This is a genomic window from Spirosoma sp. SC4-14 (genome assembly GCF_037201965.1).
Lineage (GTDB): Bacteria > Bacteroidota > Bacteroidia > Cytophagales > Spirosomataceae > Spirosoma.
Map to the genome: position 1 here is coordinate 3541155 of NZ_CP147518.1, position 19497 is coordinate 3560651.

Sequence of the window (19497 nt, forward strand, 5' to 3'; positions counted from 1 at the left end):
AACTTCCCGAAAGCTTAGAACAGATAGTTCTGCACTTTCGGGAAGTGTTTTAAAGGCGTAAGACTGCCCGTTTAGCCTTCTTTAACCCGCAGGGCTTTCGCATCAAACATGCCCATCAGCGAGCCTTTCAAATTATCTTCATCCACTTTTTCAAGATCCAGGTTCACATCGTAGCCTTGAGCCGTGAAATAGATGGTTATTTTATTGTCTGCTTCCTCAATTTTTGTGATCGGGATCGGTTCGGCAGACGCATCTGTTGGATTTTTTAACTCGCCGGTGAGCTTTCCATCTTTTCTGACCAGTTGAGTTAAAAATTTTGCGTCGCCATTGGGCGTGCCTGCCACCAGAATATCCCATTTAGCTGCAAAAAAATCGGAGGGTGTGGCTTGGGAAAAACCATTGTATGCAACTCCCAGCAATAAAAAGAACAGAAGTACGCTTACTTTTTTCATAGTTAGAATTGGTTAGAAATGAAACAGGATTAGACTACAGAAGTTAATGTGTCGTAGAATCGAGAACGGCTTCAACGCCCATTACCACCATCAGGCTTCCGGCTGCTTTCGCCGGATTGACGAAGACCAGATACACATCGTGCGGCTTATTGTCGGCTGGAACGGGTAGCTTGACCGGAACACTCAATTGATTCGGCTTGAAGTCCATCTTGTCGGAAGGCTCCAGCATGGCCGATTCGCCAATGAGCTTGCCAGTTGGGCTATCCAGATGGGCTTCTACTTTACCCCCAATGGCATTGAGCTGAGGCTTGGGCGCTACTGCCAGAAGCCGAAACTCCGAAACGCCTGCCAGATCGACCTGCTTAATACCCATGTAAGCGCCTGATTTGGATGGAATGGCGAGATTATTACCTCCGAATGCCATTTTGTTGACGTTGTCGTAGGTATCGAAGCCATGGGGGTCCAGCATGGCATTGCGGAGCATAAACGTCTGTTCCGACCGGAGCGAAGGCAGTCCTTTCGCGCCTTTGTCTTCGTATGATGCCCGAACAATGTAAACGCCTTTGCCCTTGTCGCCCGCTGGAATTTTGGCGGTGTAGTTGCCCTTGGCAGGCAATGCGTTGGTCGCCGACTCGCTCGAAAGGCTCAGCACATACTTCACCATTTCGGAGGCATCGGCGGCCGAGAGTTGTGGGTGTGCCGACATAGGTGTTTCGCCCCATACGCCAGCCCCACCGGTAATCACTTTTTTGGTCAGCCGCTCCAGGGCTGAGTTGTCGCCTTTATACTTTTTCGCTACGTCAGCATAAGCCGGTCCAATCGACTTTTTGTTGATGCTATGACAGGCTTTACAGTCGCTGCCTTCAATCAGTTTTTTACCCGTTGTCAGTAAGGCACCCGCATCGGCCGACCGATGTCCCTGCGCAATAGCAACTTTATCAAAGCCTTCGGGCAGGTAATCGATAGTAACGGCTACGCGCTCAGGATCAATACCTTTGCCCAGGGTGCCATCTTCTTTATCACTCACCTTAACATCGTAGGCAAATGGCTTGTTGGCTACGTAGAACGACTTATTGGCCCCCGGCATCTCCAGACTCAGAACGGGCGCTTCGTTGCCCACAGTAATATCCATCGACTGCGAAGCGGTGCCACCTTTGCCATCATTCACGGTCAGTGTGGCTTTATAAACGCCCATTTTATCCAGCGTCAGGTTCGCATCGGGTGTGTTAATGACTTTGCTGTAGCCATTTTTCGACGTAACCTTCCAGGAATAGGTCAACGCATCGCCGTCGGCATCTTCGGTTCCTTTCGAACTAAGTTTGAGCGCCAGCGGGGCCGATCCACCCATTTTATTGGCTACCATCTGTAACTGCGGCTTCCGGTTTCCACCGTTGTATTCGATCCGAATCAGGCGGGCATCGTCGTTGGCCGAGAACCAGCCAGAACCGTATTCGAGCATGTAGAGGTCACCATTCTCGGCAAATTCCATATCCATCGGGTTGCTGAACTTGTAGCTCGGCATAAACCGCTCCATCGACACGTAGTTGCCTTCCTGGTCCATCATAACGGCCATGACCCAGCCTCGCATCCAGTCGTAGGTAATCAGCTTTTTGTCGTAGTAATTCGGGAATGCGTGAGGTGCCGCTTTAAAATCCTCGCTGTAGAAAACCGGTCCAGCCATGGCATTCCGGCCACCGGCGCCCACCAGCGGGAACTCCGGCGACGCATCGTACGGATACCAGATAAATGCCTTTTGCGCGGGAGGCAGCACTTTCAAACCGGTGTTGTTGGGCGAGTTGTTGGTCGGTGCAGCCGCATCCCACTTTTCACCCGACTTACTGGCGGTAAAGTCGTATTTGTTATAGGCTTTGTTGTCGCCCACAAAATGCGGCCAGCCGAAGTTTCCGGCTTTACGAGCCTGCCCCACTTCGTCATGTCCGGCAGGGCCACGATTCGGATCGGGTTTGGCTGCATCAGGCCCCACTTCGCCCCAATATACGTAGCCCGTTTTCTGGTCGACCGAAATGCGGAACGGGTTGCGGTGACCCATCGTGTAAATTTCCGGGCGGGTCTGGGCAGTGCCTTTAGGAAACAGATTACCGTCGGGAATGGTGTAGGTGCCGTTCGCTTCAGGATGGATGCGGATAATTTTACCGCGCAGGTCGTTCGTGTTGGCCGACGATTTCTGGGCGTCCCACGGGCCGCGACCTTCGCGCTCGTCGCTGGGGCTATACCCGTTTGATGCGTGCGGGTTGGTGTTGTCGCCTGTGGACAGATACAGGTTTCCGGCTCTATCCCAGGCAATCGAACCACCCGTATGACAGCACTCTTCGCGCTGGGTCGGTACGTCGAGCAGTACTTTCTTCGAGTTCATATCCAGTTCATCGCCATTCAGTTCGAAGCGGGCCAGCACGTTTTTCGATTCTTCGGGAACCGAATAGTAGAGATAAATCCAGTGGTTCTGCGCAAAATTCGGGTCTTTATTCAGACCCAGCAGCCCATCTTCCCCCATCGATTCCTTACCTTCCTTATTGACGTATTTAATGCTGACCGGAATTTTGGTGATCGTTTTAAGTTCTTTGGTTTTGGTGTTATACAAACGAACCTCACCTTTGCGCTGGATAAACAAAATTCGTCCGTCGCCCAGTACGCTCAGTTCCATCGGCTCATCCAGTTTTTCGGCTAGAACAACTTTCGAGAATCGGTTTTCTTCCGGCCGGGCTTTGGCAAAGTTTAGCGGTTTCGGGTTATCGCCACCCGTGGTGTACAGAATGCCCGACCAGAGGTGATTCAGAAACAACGGTTCCGAAAAGGTTTCGTCGGTATGCCCCATCGCTGTGTAAAAAGACCGTCCGCCGTCGAACTCCTGATGCCAGCTCATGGGGTGATTATCGCCGTTTTTGCCACCCTGATAGGTTTTTTCGTCGATTTTGAGCACGACGTTGAGCTTGGGTGAGATATTCCTGAAGCTGTAAAACTCGTCGGTGCGCTCAAACTCATCGGGCATCCCTTTGGTAGCCCAGTGGTTTTTCATGGCGACGATAAACTTGCCTTTCTGCACATTATTGGGCATGGGGTGATCGAGGAAGTAAGCTCCCGCCAGATTACCGTACCAGGGCCATTCGTATTCCGTATCGGTGGCTGCGTGAATACCAACATAGCCACCACCGGCCTGAATGTAGCGCTCAAATGCACTTTGCTGCTCGTTATTAAGCACATCGCCTGTGGTGTTGAGAAATACGACCGTATTGTATTTTTTCAGATTGGCTTCATTAAACTGGCTGGCATCTTCGGTGAAGCTCACCCCAAAACCCTTTTCACTGGCCATCTTCGCCAGTGCTTTCTTACCTGCTTCAATAGACTGGTGCCGGAAAGCGGCCGTCTTGCTGAAAACAAGCAGGTTGAGTTTAGGTGTTTGAGCAAAAGCAATATGTGCCAGCAGCCATAACCCGCAAACTATGGTGCTGATTTTTAGAGAGTTTACTTTCATAAAGCACAGGGTATTTTACTGTTATTGGGCAAATGTAGAAAATAAAAATTATTATTGTCTATTATTTAGACAATAAATTTTATCCAACTCCATATCTTCGCAGTACTATGGTTGGGTATTCGGTTTGTGGTTGGCTGACGCACGAATTGCTGACGCGTCAGCCAACCATAAACCGAATACCGTAAACCCATTACCTTTGCCTGACCTAATAACCAGTACGCTATGCATGCACCCAGCGAACAGGGCTACATACAACAACTTTCCATCGATTGTGTCATTTTTGGCTATCGACACAAACAACTCCATGTTTTAGTACCCAAACTGAATTTCAGGGGCAATTTCTGGGCGTTGCCAAGCGGATTTATCTATCAGCATGAAGGGATCGATCAGGCGGCCCGCCGGATTCTGGAAGAGCGAACTGGCATTAAAGATATCTACCTGGAGCAGTTCAGAGTGTTTGGTGATGCTCCGCGAACCAACCGCGCTTTTCTGGAACGATTGATTCAGCTAAATGAGGACAAACTTGGTAAACCTGGTGATCAGCAATTCAATCGAAAAGAATTTGATTGGTTTACCCAGCGGTTTGTATCCATCGGCTATTATGCGCTGGTCGACATTAATACAGTGATTCCCCGAAAAATTGATCTTGACGAATCCATTGACTGGTATCCAGTTAAGGAATTGCCAACGATGATCATGGACCATAACGAAATGGTGGCACAAGCGCTGGAAACGCTTCGGCTTAATCTCGATCAGAAACTGATTGCCTTTAATTTGCTGCCCGAAACCTTTACAATGAAAGAGGTTCAGGAACTCTACGAAGCCATTTATGATAAACCCTTTGCCCGCAATAATTTTCAGAAGAAGATACTGGATATGAATGTATTGGAACGCCTGGAGAAGAAATTTACCGGTGCCGCCAACAAAGCGCCTTACTTATACCGGTTTCGAAAGCAAACAGCTCAATAATGTGCGTTTATTGCTTCACCACTTTTAACGTACGCTTCTTATTGCCCGAAATCAGCGTCATAAGATACATACCAGCGGAAAGGTTGAGATTGGGAAGAACAAAATTGGGTATGCCACCCGGAGGGTAATTCGTATGCCAGATAACTCGACCTGTCAGGTCAATAAGGGTTGCATCGAGTGATGCGCTGGTTCCTAACTCGGCCCATTGAACGACCAGCGGGTTTGCTTCGCTAAATGGATTAGGATAAAAAAGCAATTGACTATATACGTCGGAGTAGGTAGCTGCCCGCCCGAAGTTGGGAATACCATAGCCGAGTTTGTCATCGGGCTTGTCGTACTGGTTTCCCGACCGGCGAAGGCTTTCAGTAACCTGCTGGGCGGTCAGATACGGATGAGCCTGCCAGAAACCTGCCGCCAAACCGGCTACAAGCGGAGTGGCAAAGGAGGTTCCCTGACCACTGGTTATAGCACCCGATGGGCTTCCGAGTATATTCCCCTGACCACGTGCTGCCAGGTCGGGTTTGATCCGCCCATCGGCCGACGGTCCAAAGGAACTAAAATATGTCTGCACACCTGCCTGAGTAACGGCACCGATGGCCAAAACCGATGCCGCATCGGAAGGGGCCGTCAGATAGTGCCAGGTGTCATTTCCTTCGTTGCCTGCCGCTACGACCACAACCATACCTGTTTCGGTAGCAATCTGGGCAGCTCGTGTACACAAAGCCGTTTTACCATCCATGTCCTGGTAGGTATAGTTGGTTGAGGCATCATCGAAGGTTGTATAACCTAATGACGAACTGATTATATCGACACCGGCGCTATCGGCATATTCGGCCCCAAAGAGCCAGTTTGCTTCTTCAACCCGGCTTTCGGGGATGGCATCTTCTGTTCGCAATAAGATGTATGATGCTTTGTAGGCCGTTCCATACAACTGGTTATCGACCGTAGCCGCCAGTAACGAAAGTACTTCTACGCCATGCTGATCATCTTCATAGACACTGGTTTCCTTTTGAACAAAGTCATAGGTAGCCAATACGCGCTTATCGTCGAAGAGTGGTTTTAGGTATGAAACCTTATTTGCATTCAGAAAACCGGCATCGAGTACGCCAATCAGCATTCCTTCGCCATGATAACCCTGATCGTGCATTTGGTCGACCCCGATCTGCGAAAGCTGGTAAGCCGATGCCCCGTAGTTCAGAGCCTGAATGCCTTCGGCTTTTTCAAATTTATTCACCGTCTTACCGGTGCTGTCGGCACCTACCCGGAAATTGGCCAGCGAACGGCCAAATTCCAGCCCTTTTACAAACGGCAATTGCTGAATAGTAGCCATGACGGCATCCGTAGCCTCAACCATCACCGCATTGAGCCAGCGGGAAGGGAACCAGATTTTGCCTCCGGCCTGTTGAAGCTGACTGATGTAGGATGGATTGACCGGTAAATCGCGTTCGGTAATCGAAATGTGTTGCTTTTGCCGCCGAAGGATCGACCGCTGCGACAGAAAAGCTTCCGGTCGGGTTATACTATACGGAGAATTGGCCTTATCGCGGAGCAGTACCAGATATTTGTGGGTTGACTGACCGTGGCTGATGCTGTGGTTCAGAAGAAACAGAACCACTAGCCAGCCAATCTTATTCTTTGCCGTAAGCCTGAATGCGGTACACTTGTCGAATCCCATAGTCAATCTGGTATGTTCCGATGCACGATGGACTCGATGAGCAGAATTGTAGCTGAACGCGCTCTTTATAAATCAGTCCTATTTGTCGGGCGTAGACTTCTATTCGTTTATCCTGCGAAACCAGCGTCGAATCATCCTGGGCCACAACCGTAACTGTCTCATCGTATTCCTTATCCGAAACGTGGTAAGGCTGATTTGTATTGCGCATCAGATAGGCATCCTCGCCAAGTGCATTCAACTGATTTCCATTCCACGTCAGGTTGTCACTGATCGGGAATTGTAGCTTGACAAAATCCTGCCCATTTTCTGTCCGAATGGCTTCATTATTCACCTGACGAATCGACCAGATTGAATCGGCTTGCCAGGGCAGATTGTCGGCAGCGCGTCGGTAGCGCAGCAGTTTGAAAGCTGGCTGCCCAGTCACATCCTGATAGGAGGCCCCAATCTCTTCCTTTATCTGGTAGGTCCGCTGGACAGGAACCGCGTTGAGGCCATATTGTTGTTCCGTAACCGAATAAACAGTATATCGCCCCGTTTCAAGCGGGAAATAGTCTGTTCCGGGATCAACAGGGGAAGTTGTGCTTGATTGGCAACCGATCTGCAAAGCGCCGGACAGAAAAAGATACAGGATGTAGTTACGGGGATTCATGTAAGGTATGCAAAGTAACCCCCGAAGGTAAAGTGTAGATAATAAATGCGCAAATGCTGGTTATCGCCAGCGTTTAGCCACCCTAAAAAATCCGGCTCCAGGCAAAACGAATGAGGAGTAGCAGACTCACAAACCCAATCAGGATATAGGTGAAGGGAATGTAGGTGATGGCTATGAGCCGGGTTCGGTCAATAATCCATAAGAGTCCCATCACAGCCGCAATTAGTGTTAATGCACTGGATAGTTTCCCAAAAGCCGGGATGTAGTTGAATGGCATCTTCCGACGGATAATGCCAAGGGTAATCCCCATCGTAAGAACAGGAAGTACCTGAACCGCCAGATTCATATCCCAGATACTTTGGCGGTCGAACAAAAACAGATAGATGTTCAGCGTGACAGCAAAGATTCCGGGAATACAGGCCAGATACACCAGAACAGCATAGACATACCGCCATTTCCAGATGTCTTCGGCTGTTTCGCCCGACCATACAGTCGCCAGGAAGGCAAGTGCCGGTACCGACATCAACAGTAGAAAGAGCAGGGTAGGCTGGCCTGAAATGCTATTGAAAACTTCACGAAGTGTCATGGTAATGGAATTACTTTGGTTTTAATTCCCAAATCTAAATGTCCTCACGAAATTTAAATGCCTGCTGACTGGCTTTGTATCAAATCAACGTGAATTAATACACAATTCTACCGAAAGCTGCCGGATAAATCGGGCGTTCTTTCAGTGCGCCCTGGATTCTGAATGTAAGGCTTGCCATTGTGTTGGTCATTAACTGAAAAGCCTCACTGACACATTCAAATCCCAGGCCTGTAAACTGCATCAGGTATAGATGGTTGCCAACTCTAAACTTTAGGCCAAAGCTGACCTGACTCCCGGTTATGACAAATTGGTTGGGCCTGTATCCTATTTCATGTGTTTTCACATTCTAAAGCTATCCGTTTCGAAGCCTATGGACATTCCCTATCGTTTTCCGGTTATTTTGTCATTTATGATTGCTGGAGCTTGTGGCAATAACGCCCAGACCGAAGCGGCCCGGTCAGTTGCCGACAAGTTGGCCCCAACAGTCGATGTAGGAACCTGTTTGATTAACTACCAAACCAAACTGGATAAACTATTGCCGCTTGAACAAATCCAGAAGTATTACTCCGGCGATATGGCGAAGGCAGAGAAAAAATACAGCTACCGCCCTGAGGCCAGGAGTCATGACACCGACACCTATGAGTACGTTTGGCCGAGCGATCGTATGCAGAAAATAAACCTGATGGGGCGGGAAATGGACATACATGTATCAAACCGAATCGGGTTGAGCTGGCTGGGAAATGATATGTTCATGATGGCGAAAAAAGGCTCGCCCGTTGAGAATTTTCGCTTCTTTTATCGGAATATGACGACCAGCGAAAAAGAAGAAGCGTTTAAAAAAGCAGGCGAAATGCTGGAAAAGAAAGGATATGATCAGACGAAAACCCAGTCGGCAGTTGGTTTAGGAAAAGAACTCTCCAGTGAGGCCATTATGTTCAGGCCGGTTGAGGGCGTTGGTGATGCCGCTACCTGGCGTATAAAAGAAAAACACCTCATTGTGCTGGCGGGCAAAACCACATTTCAGGTCATTACGGATGTAAGTGCCAACGAGGATGAGAACATTGCTCTCGCGAAGAAACTGGCTGCTGAAGTGCTGTCGAAGTGCAGATGAACCGATTGCCTTCTGGCTAAAAAAGACACAACCCAGAAGCGAGTTGTGTCTTTTTTTTATCTTATTTGGTCAGCTTACCATCTACATTTCGCCAGATACCTAACGGATTGTCATTCTGAAGCGCTAAGGGCAGTAATTGGTCGGGGAAACTCTGGTAGGTAAACGGACGAACGAACCGTAGGATAGCCCCCGTGCCGACAGACGTGCTTCGGCCTCCGTCGGTTGTAGCCGGATAGGGGCCACCGTGGGTCATGGCTTCGCAAACTTCAACGCCTGTTGGATACCCTCCGAAAAGTACACGACCGGCTTTGCTTTGCAACAACGACACCCAATCGACAGCAGATTCGGTTAACTCCGCTGGTGTGGCATATAAAGTGGCTGTCAACTGCCCTTCGAGGGTATTCAGGCAGTCGGCGAGTTCGGCTTCGGTTGCACAGACCGTGATGAGTGAGGTAGGGCCAAAAATCTCGTCGCTCAGAGTGGGTGTGCTCAGAAACTGAGGAGCAGTGGTTGTCAGAACCGTTGGGCGCCCTTCGGTGCGGATACTCTCAGCATCAATATCCGATTCGGCCAGTACGTGCACACCAGGAACCACCCGATTCTGCTGCACACCTTTCTGGTAGTTATGACAGATGCCTGCGTTGAGCATGGTAGCAGGCGACGAAGCCCGTATTTTTTCGGCTACGGTTTCGAGAAAAAGCTCCGTTTGTGGCGAATCCAGCAGAAAGACCAATCCCGGATTCGTACAGAACTGACCAACCCCCAGCGTTATTGATGCAGCCAGCCCTTCGGCTACTTTTACGGCGTTTTCCTGAATGGCTCCGGGCAGTACAACAAGCGGATTAACGGCACTCATTTCGGCATAAACCGGAATTGGCTCAGGCCGCTCCTGCGCTATTCGCTGAATAGCCAGACCACCCGCCCGCGATCCGGTAAAACCGACGGCTTTTATGGACGGATGCGCTACCAGTTCCTGAGCTACCGAGTTGTCGGCATGTACTAATGAGAATACGCCATCAGGCATTCCTGTTTTCTGCGCTGCCGTCGTGATTGCCTGACCGACTAATGACGATGTGCCGGGGTGCGATGGGTGAGCTTTGAAAACAACCGGACAGCCTGCTGCCAGTGCCGAAGCCGTATCGCCACCAGCCACAGAGAACGCCAGTGGGAAATTGCTGGCACCAAACACCACAACCGGCCCGAGTGGAATGAGCATCCGTCGCAAATCGGGCCGGGGGAGGGGCTGACGGTTAGGAAGCGCTGGGTTGATACGGGCATCTACCCACGAACCCTCGCGGAGCAGACTGGCAAACATACGCAACTGGCCCGCAGTACGGCCACGTTCGCCCGTTAGGCGGCCCTCCGGTAATCCGCTTTCCAAGACGGCCCGTTCAATGAGCAGATTGCCGAGCGATTCAATTTCGGAAGCGATAGCGTCCAGAAAATCGGCCCGCTGATTTGGATGTAGTCGCGTATAGGTAGCAAAGGCCGTGGCCGCTTTCTCTACGGCCCGGTTTGCCTGCTCGCTCGACACATTCGCGAATTCGTCGATAAGCTGCTCGTGGCTGGCTGGTGCAAAAGCCCGGAAAAAGTCACCTTCGCCGGTAGTTGCTTCGTTACCAATGAAATTGGCGGTAAGTTGATAGTCCAATGTTGGCATACTATTCAATCAGGATTGGTCAAAAAAAGTAGCGTTTGCTGATAACGCGTTGCTGAATTAGGTGTGATATTGGTCAATAAGTGCTGCAAATAACTGAGCGCCGGGTTCAATCAAGTGGTCATTGAAATCGTAATCGGCATTATGAAGCGCTGGCGTGTCTTGGCCAGCGCCAATGCCAAACATGGCACCTTTGTATTGCTGAGTAAACAAACCGAAGTCTTCGCCCCATTTGAAGGGTTCCTGTTTTTCAACAAAGGCATACCCTAATTGTTCGGCGCAGTTCTTTACCGCTTCATACGCTTTTGTGTCGTTCTGGTTGGCAAAAAAAGCTTCCGTATAGGCTGTTTCTAGTGTAATGCCTGAGCCTGCCGAAAGGTTCGATAAGGTAGTTAGCAGCAGGTGGGTCAACGCTTCCATCCGATCGTTATTCCGGGTGCGCAATGTCAGATGGACTTCGCCATAGCCTGCCGAAATGCCATACGATTGTTCACCCAGAGTGGTATAGACAGGCGTTATCAGCGCAAAGGCTTCCGAATCAGGATCGTTGTGCTCAAAATCCCTGCTTTTTAGGATAAATTCTGCCATCAGATAGGCCGGGTTGATACCATTCTCGGGTTCGGCTGAGTGCGATACTTTTCCGAAGAACCGGACGATCAGGCTTTTTACGGCTGCGGTAAAATTGCCCGGTTTGCAAACAATAGCGCCTTGCGGATAGCCCGGCAGATTGTGCAGCGCATACACACGGTCGGGGTGTACAGACGCAAAGGCCGGGTCGTTCAGTACCGCTTCGGCTCCTGCACCAGTTTCTTCGGCTGGTTGAAAAAGCAGGTAAACAACTCCGGTGGCGGGTGGCTTTTTATGAAGCAATGAGGCCAGCCGGGTCAGTGTAGCGGTATGACCATCGTGGCCGCATTTGTGCGAAACGCCACCGTTTCTGGATTTATAGCCAAATTCGTTGATTTCCTGAATCGGTAACGCATCCATATCGGCCCGGATCAGTGTGGTTGGCCCCGACGAATCTTCACCATATTGGAGCAGGAGTCCCGTCTTTCCAACTTCAGTAATTTTTGCCGGGCAAAACGAGCTGACGAATGATTTTATTCGCTGTTGGGTAGCATACTCCTGACCTGAAATCTCCGGAAACTGGTGAAGCTCTCGTCTGAACTGAATGAACGGATCGACTGATTCTGGCGGCATACGGAATACGAATATACAGAACGAATGGAGCGCTGAACCAGAACTATATCTACTGGTTGTCCAACAAGATACAGAGGTGGAACCGCAAAGAATCCGAATGTTTATTCTTCGTGGTCTCGATGAACAATAACTAATGGTACAGGACTTTCGCAAAAAAACGTGCTACGGTTCTCTCATTACGTGCCAACTAACCACGGTGCGTCGTAGGCTGTACGGTTTTTGCGAAAGTCTTCTATTATACCGATTTAGAACCGAAAAGGACTAAACGAGAGCGCCAACACGTTCAAGCAGGGCTTTCGTTTTGCGAATGCCGTCATATTCATCGAGCTTGTCGCCTTCGTATTCGATGCCGGCAATACCTCTGAAACCGCTGTCTTTTACGATTTTCATAATGCGGTTATAGTCGGTTTCTATACAGTTACCACTATCGTCGAAATTATAGGTTTTGGCCGATACGCCCTTAGCAAATGGCATTAGTTCCTGCGTGCCCAAATAGCGGTCATACTCTTCCACACAGGTATGGCCTTCGCCCCGTTTCAGACAGAAATTACCAAAGTCGGGCAGAGTACCAACGTTTTTCATGTTTACCTGCTTCATCACACCCGCTAACCATTTCCCTTCCGACGAATAACCTCCGTGATTTTCAACAATTACGTTGATGTTCATTGTTTTGGCAAATTCGCCCAGTTTGCTTAGCCCTTCAATGGCAGCATGGGCTACTTCGTCGGCGGTGCCTTTTCCGGCCGCATTAACCCGGATGGTTTTGCAACCCAGGTATTTGGCGCACTCCACCCAGCGGTGGTGATTGTCGACGGCCTTATTGCGTTCGGCGGCATCGGTAGCTCCCAGATTCCCCTCGCCATCGATCATGATGAGGTGGTTCGTGATGCCGTTGTCTTTGCACCGGGTCAGTAAATCGTTCAGGTAGGTTTTATCCTGCGCCTTGTCCTTGAAAAACTGATTTACATATTCAACGATGCTAATGTCGAACTCTTTGCGGGCAATACCAGGAAAGTCGAGATTCGTAATTTTCTTCGAAAAAAGGGCTTTATGGAGCGACCATTCTGCCAGCGAAATATCGAAGAACATTTTTTTCTTGGTAACTTCGGCAAAGGCGGCTGGCATCAGAGACAGGCCTGCCAGCGAACCGGCGGCCTGCTTTAAAAATGAACGACGAGTCGTGCTCATAACAGAATGGATTTGATACGTGAGTTTTGCGTAAACAAAAGACTGGCTTCCCCGGCGAAAAACCAAGCAAAAGCCGAAAGGTCATAAGGAGAAAAGAGCATAAACCGCAAGAATTACCTGTTCACCGGCCAATTTCTTCGTAATTTGCGGCATTTGCTTACAAATTATCCGATGATCTCCCTCGAAACCATTGGCGAAGCCCACGATCGCATCCGCCCCTATGTTCACCATACTGCGGTGATGACCAATAAAACCATCAATGAACGTATCGGAGCCGACTTGTTTTTTAAGTGCGAAAACTTCCAGAAGATTGGGGCTTTTAAAGCCCGAGGGGGCCTAAATGCCGTATTGCAGGTTGTCGGAAATGGAGAAGGAACTGCCGTAACAACTCATTCGTCGGGCAACCATGCGCAGGCTGTTGCCTTTGCTGCCCGGCAGGTAGGAATACCAGCCTACATTGTGATGCCACGTACGGCCCCTCAGGTGAAGAAAGAAGCCGTGCTGGGCTATGGTGCTGAAGTGATCGAATGTGAGCCTACGCTCGAAGCCCGGGAAGCAGGTGTGCTGGAGGTAATCAAACGAACGGGGGCGGTTTTGGTCCATCCGTTCGACAACGACCGGGTCATTGCTGGGCAGGCTACCGCAACCAAAGAACTGATCGAAGATTTTGGACAAGACAAGCCGTTCGCTACCATTCTGGCACCGGTAGGTGGTGGTGGTTTGTTGAGCGGCACAGCACTGGCGGCTCATTATCTGTCGCCCACCACACGCATCATTGCCGGAGAGCCAGAAGGCGCTGCCGATGCCATATTGTCGTTTCTGAGTGGTCGGGTAGAAAAGGCACCTTACATCAAAACCATTGCCGACGGCCTGATGACCAGCCTGAGCGAACGGACGCTGGCCATTATTCGGACGCATGTTTCCGAGATCCTGACGGTTTCTGATCCTGAAATTAGTGCAGCCATGCGACTGGTATGGGAACGAATGAAAATTGTTATTGAGCCATCGAGTGCCGTACCACTGGCAGCAGTGATAAAGCATAAAGAGCAGTTTGCCGGTCAGAAAGTGGGTATTATTCTAACTGGAGGGAATGTTGATTTAGGGAAATTACCGTTTTAGGCGGGGCATTGGCCATTCGTTACTACACGAAACCTCCAATAACCAATGACTACTAATGATCGACATTCGACTTATTACTCCTGAACAGACCTATCCGCTCCGCCATCGTGTGTTGTGGCCCGATAAGCCGCTCGACTTCGTGAAAGTCGATAATGATGAGGATGGGTATCATTACGGGGCATTTCTGGACGAAGTGCTGGTGGCCGTTATCTCACTTTTTGTTGATGGAGAAACCGCCCGTTTTCGCAAATTTGCTACTAGCCCCGCCTACCAGCGAAACGGGATTGGTACTCAGCTACTAACCCATGTTATTGCCGAAGCCAAACAGTTAGGGGCTACTACTCTCTGGTGCGATGCCCGTTTAGACGCGGCCGATTTTTATCGCCGTTTCGGCATGAAACCCGTAAGCGAGGTCTTCTATAAAGGTCCGATTCCATACGCCCGCTTTTCGCTATCGCTTTAACCAAAGATCATTTTCATGAGTTTAGTAGGGAAGCGTTTCGGCTTATTGCCCGGGCTGTAATAGGCCGGTAAATACACCATTCGGGAAGCGTCTGAACACGAATACTCAACGATGAAAACACAAACTTTGATTGTAACGGCGGCTTTTATGGCCGTTGTAGCGGCCTGTGGCCAGAAAAAAGAAAGCAATACATCGACTACCGAAGTAGCGATGACCGACACAACCATTGCTTTACCTCCGCCCTATGCCACAAAATCGGCTATTAAATTCAGCAACGTGATCGGCTGGCCCGCCGGTAAAACCCCACAGGCACCAGCCGGATTTGTGGTAACCGACTATGCCCATGATCTGGAAAGTCCACGCTGTATTTATGTTGCCCCCAACGGCGATGTTTTTGTTTCGGAAGCGAATACTGAACGAAAAGGTGTAAAGCAGACCGTTAAAAATGTCGTTACGGGGCAGAATAAATCCGAACGAACAGGCGAAAGCGCTAACCGGATTACAATACTGCGCGATGCCAACAAAGACGGCAAACCAGAGCTCCGCGAGGTGTTTCTATCGGGACTTAACCAGCCCTTTGGCATGCTCATCCTGAATGGTAAGTTTTACGTAGCCAACACCGATGCGCTCTGGGAATACCCTTACCAGACTGGGCAGACCAAAATGACGGCTCAGGGAAAGAAAATTCTGAGCCTACCGGCAGGTGGCTACAATAACCACTGGACCCGTAATTTGCTGGCTAGCCCCGATGGTAAAAAAATCTATGTGTCGGTGGGGTCGGGGAGTAATGTAGGCGAGCACGGTCCAGAAAATGAAGTTCGGCGGGCCAATATTCTGGAGATTAATCCCGATGGTTCGGGCGAACGGGTTTATGCCAGTGGTTTGCGGAATCCCGTTGGAATGGATTGGCAGCCAGAAACCAAAAAGCTATATACGTCCGTTAACGAGCGCGACGAACTGGGCGACGAGCTGGTACCTGATTACCTCACGAGCGTAAAAGAAGGCGCTTTTTACGGCTGGCCTTATTCCTACTACGGGCAACATGAAGATCCTCGACGGAAAGGTGAGCGCCCGGATTTAGTCAAAAAAGCAATTGTTCCCGATGTGCCCCTTGGGGCTCACACAGCGTCGCTCGGCCTGGCTTTCTACGATAAATCGGCGTTTCCCGAAAAATACCATAATGGTGCGTTTATTGGGCAGCATGGTTCCTGGAACAGATCAACCTTGGCTGGTTACAAGGTTGTTTTTGTTCCCTTTACGGATGGAAAGCCCGGTGAACCAGAAGACTTTCTGACGGGGTTTATTGCCAACGGAACCGATAAAGACGTCTATGGCCGACCGGTTGAAGTGGCCGTAACGCCCGACGGAGCTCTGCTGGTTGCCGATGATGCCGCCGGTCGTGTCTGGCGTGTAGCCGCCAGCAAGTAACGAAACTGCCTGAAATCAAAGCGGGCATCAGGTCGTTCAGACCTGGTGCCCGCTTTGATTTTTATATAGTGGATTAGTTGTTAGGTATGCCACCCAACGCTTTGTTGGGAGCTACACAAACGATCAGAACTGATAGAACAAACGTGCCCGTAAACCAACCGACACATTATCCTGACAGTACGAAACCGGGAACGATGTAGTCTGGAAAGGTATAGTAACAACTGGCCCTGCCTGCACCGCCCAATGGTGTTGATGCCATTCAACATTGGTTCCGAGGGTCATACTGTTGAATAGGTCGATAGGCCGGTTAATGCTCCGATCAAACGTTTTCAGTTCAAACAAAGAGGGGCGTATCTGAAATAACGAAATAAAGCTCAGCGATTCCATATTCTGTATAGTCAGGTTAGTGCCAACTACAGGGGCTAGTGTAAACGCCTGATTTAACGGAATCCGATAGCTAAGCTGAATAGGCATCTGAACCCGAGTTGTTGTGCTCTTTATGTTCAGAATAGCCTGATGCATATCGACAAATCGGGCAAACTGTTGCCGAAAGTCTTCATGATTTACTCGATCATAGTCATCTTCGTCGCGGAAACTCAAGGCCGCAAAATTTCCCTTATTAATACCTACGCTTAGCGCAAAATGCCTGCCCAACAGAACTTCCGAATACGCCCCATAGGTAGACAGTTGAGAGCTTAGATTGGTACCCGCTCCCACACGAACGCCCGCAAAAAACGGTGTGATCGGCTTGCTTCTGGCGGGCGATTGCGGCTGTCCGCTAACAATGGTTGTACGAGCCGGACGCATACGTTTTGCCCGCTGAGCCAGGAGCTGATCCCACCGAACCGTATTGTTTTGCATAGGCAATGCCGTTAGCTGTTCGTAGGTTGTTACCGACCGGGCCGATTCGTTGGCTTTCGGGATAGCGGTTTCTTCTGTCGGAAAAGACGGCGAACGATCAGCCTGGGAAGGGGCCCTATAAGGCGTTCGATCCGTATTTTTTTGTCCGCTACCTGTTCGGTCATTAACAGTCACCGCCGTGCTGTTGTCGGTAGCAATCCCGTTTACGGGCTCAACGGTCGATGCGTTTACCGCTTTCGCAGAAGTCATCGACCGGCCGGTTGTTTTATCAGGAGATACCGAGGGTGATGCTCCCGATTTATCGACGGCGACATTGCCTGTTTCTTTTACAGCCGTAGCTTCAGGGGCGAGGTCAACCGGTGTCGGTGTCGATAACTCAGCGGGTTTTCCCGTACGCTGACTGGCGATACGTTCTTCCGGCGGGTTAGTCGATGGCGTGCTTTCCGACGAACGATCGGAGGAAGATAACCGTTTGTCGACCGTGCGCTGGCTTAACTGATCGGCAGGTTGGGCTGTTGCTGTAGTCTGACGCCGGGGCGATGTCGATGGTACCATCACATATCGGTCAATGTAGACCGTATCGCGTGGGATGTTGCCAGTGGTCGTTTTTCGCGTATCGGAAACAGCGTTGGCCGGCTGATCGGGGGTCTGCTGCATTGTTTTGCCTACCTGACCAACAGGCTCCGAGCCACCAACTGTCTGCGTCAGGCTATCGGCACGGGGAGTCAGAGTCTGCAATTGATTGGCTTTCTGAGTGACTTCCTGGAGATTTTGATGTAAATGTTTTAATTCATAGTGTTGCCAGATCGTGGTGGTTAAGAAAACAGCAGTGCCTATTGCGCCAACAACTGCAAGTTTGGCTGCCGGAGCAGCAAATGGATGAGCGGCAAAGGAAGTGGGATCTGGCGTAACCCCAGCTTGTTTAAGAGTCGCCTGCATCCTATCCCAGTCCCGCTCGGAGAAATCGGGTCGGATGCTATCCAGCTTTCGTCGGATAATATCGGCAAAACGGTCAGTTTTCATGATAGGGCAATGGGGCCGCAGGGCCAGTCTTAGCATGGAATGGATACGCCTGTCGAATCATCTGCTGAAGTTTCTGACGGGCGCGTGCATAATTAGAGCGAACCGTAGCTTCGTTGTGCGATAGAATGCCTGCAATTTCGTGGAGGCTATATCCATCAACAACGTGCATCATAAACACCGTTCGGTAGGTTGGTGTTAGCTGTTGAACTAGTGCCAGAATTTCTTCGGCCGCAATCTGGTCGACAACATCTTCATCTACAGCTATCTGTTCCCCCGATTCAAGATTAGTTTGTTGGTCGAGCTGATGATTGCGCCGATAATGGCTAATGGCCGTATTAACCAAAATCGTTCGAAGCCAGGCTTTAAAGGGCTGGGTTTCGTCAAAACGATCCAGATTCTGGAAAACCTTCAGGAATCCCTCATTCAATACATCTTCGGCTTCTTCCCGGCTGTTTGTATAGCGTAGGCAAATACTCTTGGCATACCCAAAAAACTGCTTAAACAGCGTTCGTTGCGCCCGGGGATCTTTGGCACGGCAGGCCTGAATGACACTAATTAGGTCATGTTCGGCAAACGAGGACGATTTCTTGAAAAACAACGTTCGTTCCGATTAGAGTGAGTATGCGCATATACGTATTAATACGAAAGACCAATATGAATCGTTGCATCGAATTACCAATATTTTATGGATTTTTTTTGCCTTTCCTGCCACACTTGTCCAACCTGGGGCGTATCGTTTAAAAACGGCATATTGGGTGCCACTTCATCCAATGAAGATATTGATAATTGGCGATCGGCATGTAGGCGGATATGGCCTTACTGCCGGACAACCCAGCTTTGTGGGGCACTTTATTCGGCAAATCAGCCAGAACGGGCGGTCGGTTGAGGTAGAAGCGTATGCTCATTCTACTCTATCGGCCATACAGTCGACGCTAGAAAAATTGCCGTTAGAACGATACGATTTGATTGTCGTCCAGACCGGTCAGGGATGTGCTGATCTTCCGGCTGGTTTAGGAGCTGTAGTTGCTGCTAATTCGGGATCAATACCCGATTTGACGGGTGATTTATTGTTGCCCGAACCGCTTCCGACGATTTCCGGGCCAAATCGTCGGAAGCCCTGGACACAAATTCGGCAATGGGGAAAGCTTCAGCTAATGAAAGCATTGGCATCTATTGGTCGACTGCCTGGTTTGAATTCAGTTGGGCGCGAATTAGATAAACTGCTGATTCTGCTGAGACCACATCGGCATAAAGTTGTTCTGCTTAGTCCATTTCCGCATCAGGAGTCTGGTATTCAGTGGCTTCGGCAGGAAGAAAAATCGCTCCTGATGCGCTCGGAAGTAAGGCAATTATTTAGTGTGTTCGATTCGGATTCTGTGGTTTATCCTCGTGAAGAGTATTTTCTGGAGAATAGCCCCAGCTATCTGAATGCTATTGGGCATGAATTAATTGGGTTGGCACTTTTTGATTTTTATGTAGCAGCCCCAACCATTGTTTCCATTCGTCCGATTCGTCGGAATTAAATAAACATTTTCTACTAACCTATGATGCGTCGTATCCCTGGGAGGATTTCTTCTCAGGGATTTTTTGCAGAAAAGCCCAAACAGAATCGGGCTCAATCGAATG

At 49.8% G+C, this 19497-nt stretch carries 16 protein-coding genes; 6 read left to right on the forward strand and 10 right to left on the reverse strand.

The features are described 5' to 3' along the window. Positions 1–71 precede the first annotated feature (71 nt). Together WBJ53_RS14380 and WBJ53_RS14385 are read right to left on the reverse strand one after the other, a co-directional pair. On the reverse strand, positions 72–452 hold the full coding sequence (locus tag WBJ53_RS14380) for a hypothetical protein (protein WP_338876836.1): 381 nt from the start codon (positions 450–452) through the stop codon (positions 72–74). Between the two features lie 43 nt (positions 453–495). Next, positions 496–3942 (reverse strand): ThuA domain-containing protein, encoded by a 3447-nt coding sequence (locus tag WBJ53_RS14385; protein ID WP_338876837.1) that lies wholly within the window; start codon positions 3940–3942, stop codon positions 496–498. Between the two features lie 222 nt (positions 3943–4164). Here WBJ53_RS14385 and WBJ53_RS14390 point away from each other — a divergent pair, with 222 nt between their 5' ends. After that, positions 4165–4911: an NUDIX domain-containing protein gene (locus WBJ53_RS14390; RefSeq protein WP_338876838.1), complete on the forward strand. Its 747-nt coding sequence runs from the start codon at positions 4165–4167 to the stop codon at positions 4909–4911. A gap of 7 nt (positions 4912–4918) precedes the next feature. Here WBJ53_RS14390 and WBJ53_RS14395 read toward each other — a convergent pair whose 3' ends face one another. From WBJ53_RS14395 to WBJ53_RS14405, 3 genes are all read right to left on the reverse strand, one after another. Continuing rightward, the gene (locus tag WBJ53_RS14395) at positions 4919–6586 is read right to left on the reverse strand and encodes a S8 family serine peptidase (protein ID WP_338876839.1); all 1668 of its coding nucleotides are present in this window, start codon (positions 6584–6586) and stop codon (positions 4919–4921) included. Beyond that, positions 6540–7235 (reverse strand): hypothetical protein, encoded by a 696-nt coding sequence (locus WBJ53_RS14400; protein WP_338876840.1) that lies wholly within the window; start codon positions 7233–7235, stop codon positions 6540–6542. Before WBJ53_RS14400 ends, WBJ53_RS14395 begins: the two co-directional genes overlap by 47 nt. A gap of 82 nt (positions 7236–7317) precedes the next feature. Further along, positions 7318–7821: a hypothetical protein gene (locus WBJ53_RS14405; RefSeq protein ID WP_338876841.1), complete on the reverse strand. Its 504-nt coding sequence runs from the start codon at positions 7819–7821 to the stop codon at positions 7318–7320. Between the two features lie 370 nt (positions 7822–8191). Between WBJ53_RS14405 and WBJ53_RS14410 the strand changes: the two genes are divergently transcribed. Continuing rightward, positions 8192–8932, forward strand: a complete 741-nt coding sequence (locus tag WBJ53_RS14410) for a hypothetical protein (RefSeq protein WP_338876842.1) — start codon at positions 8192–8194, stop codon at positions 8930–8932. 61 nt (positions 8933–8993) lie between these two features. Here the strand turns inward: WBJ53_RS14410 and WBJ53_RS14415 are convergent, their stop codons facing one another. The 3 genes from WBJ53_RS14415 to WBJ53_RS14425 all read right to left on the reverse strand — a co-directional run bounded on the left by WBJ53_RS14415 (position 8994) and on the right by WBJ53_RS14425 (position 12977). Further along, the gene (locus WBJ53_RS14415) at positions 8994–10592 is read right to left on the reverse strand and encodes an aldehyde dehydrogenase (NADP(+)) (RefSeq protein ID WP_338876843.1); all 1599 of its coding nucleotides are present in this window, start codon (positions 10590–10592) and stop codon (positions 8994–8996) included. A gap of 57 nt (positions 10593–10649) precedes the next feature. Beyond that, on the reverse strand, positions 10650–11789 hold the full coding sequence (locus tag WBJ53_RS14420; protein ID WP_338876844.1) for an amidohydrolase: 1140 nt from the start codon (positions 11787–11789) through the stop codon (positions 10650–10652). A gap of 261 nt (positions 11790–12050) precedes the next feature. Further along, on the reverse strand, positions 12051–12977 hold the full coding sequence (locus tag WBJ53_RS14425; RefSeq protein WP_338876845.1) for a sugar phosphate isomerase/epimerase family protein: 927 nt from the start codon (positions 12975–12977) through the stop codon (positions 12051–12053). 171 nt (positions 12978–13148) lie between these two features. Between WBJ53_RS14425 and WBJ53_RS14430 the strand changes: the two genes are divergently transcribed. The 3 genes from WBJ53_RS14430 (at position 13149) to WBJ53_RS14440 (ending at position 15987) form a co-directional block, all read left to right on the forward strand. Then, entirely contained in the window at positions 13149–14096 is a 948-nt protein-coding gene (locus tag WBJ53_RS14430) for a pyridoxal-phosphate dependent enzyme (protein WP_338876846.1), read from the forward strand. A gap of 55 nt (positions 14097–14151) precedes the next feature. Further along, entirely contained in the window at positions 14152–14559 is a 408-nt protein-coding gene (locus WBJ53_RS14435; protein WP_338876847.1) for a GNAT family N-acetyltransferase, read from the forward strand. 111 nt (positions 14560–14670) lie between these two features. Further along, complete coding sequence (locus WBJ53_RS14440; RefSeq protein WP_338876848.1) at positions 14671–15987, forward strand: sorbosone dehydrogenase family protein; 1317 nt, start codon at positions 14671–14673, stop codon at positions 15985–15987. 123 nt (positions 15988–16110) lie between these two features. On the opposite strand, the gene WBJ53_RS14445 is transcribed toward WBJ53_RS14440, so the two are convergent. Together WBJ53_RS14445 and WBJ53_RS14450 are read right to left on the reverse strand one after the other, a co-directional pair. Beyond that, positions 16111–17871: a hypothetical protein gene (locus WBJ53_RS14445; RefSeq protein ID WP_338876849.1), complete on the reverse strand. Its 1761-nt coding sequence runs from the start codon at positions 17869–17871 to the stop codon at positions 16111–16113. Next, on the reverse strand, positions 17861–18469 hold the full coding sequence (locus WBJ53_RS14450; protein ID WP_338876850.1) for a sigma-70 family RNA polymerase sigma factor: 609 nt from the start codon (positions 18467–18469) through the stop codon (positions 17861–17863). The genes WBJ53_RS14445 and WBJ53_RS14450 overlap by 11 nt, the downstream gene beginning before the upstream one ends. Positions 18470–18641: 172 nt before the next feature. Here WBJ53_RS14450 and WBJ53_RS14455 point away from each other — a divergent pair, with 172 nt between their 5' ends. Beyond that, on the forward strand, positions 18642–19394 hold the full coding sequence (locus WBJ53_RS14455) for an SGNH/GDSL hydrolase family protein (protein WP_338876851.1): 753 nt from the start codon (positions 18642–18644) through the stop codon (positions 19392–19394). Positions 19395–19497: the final 103 nt, after the last annotated feature.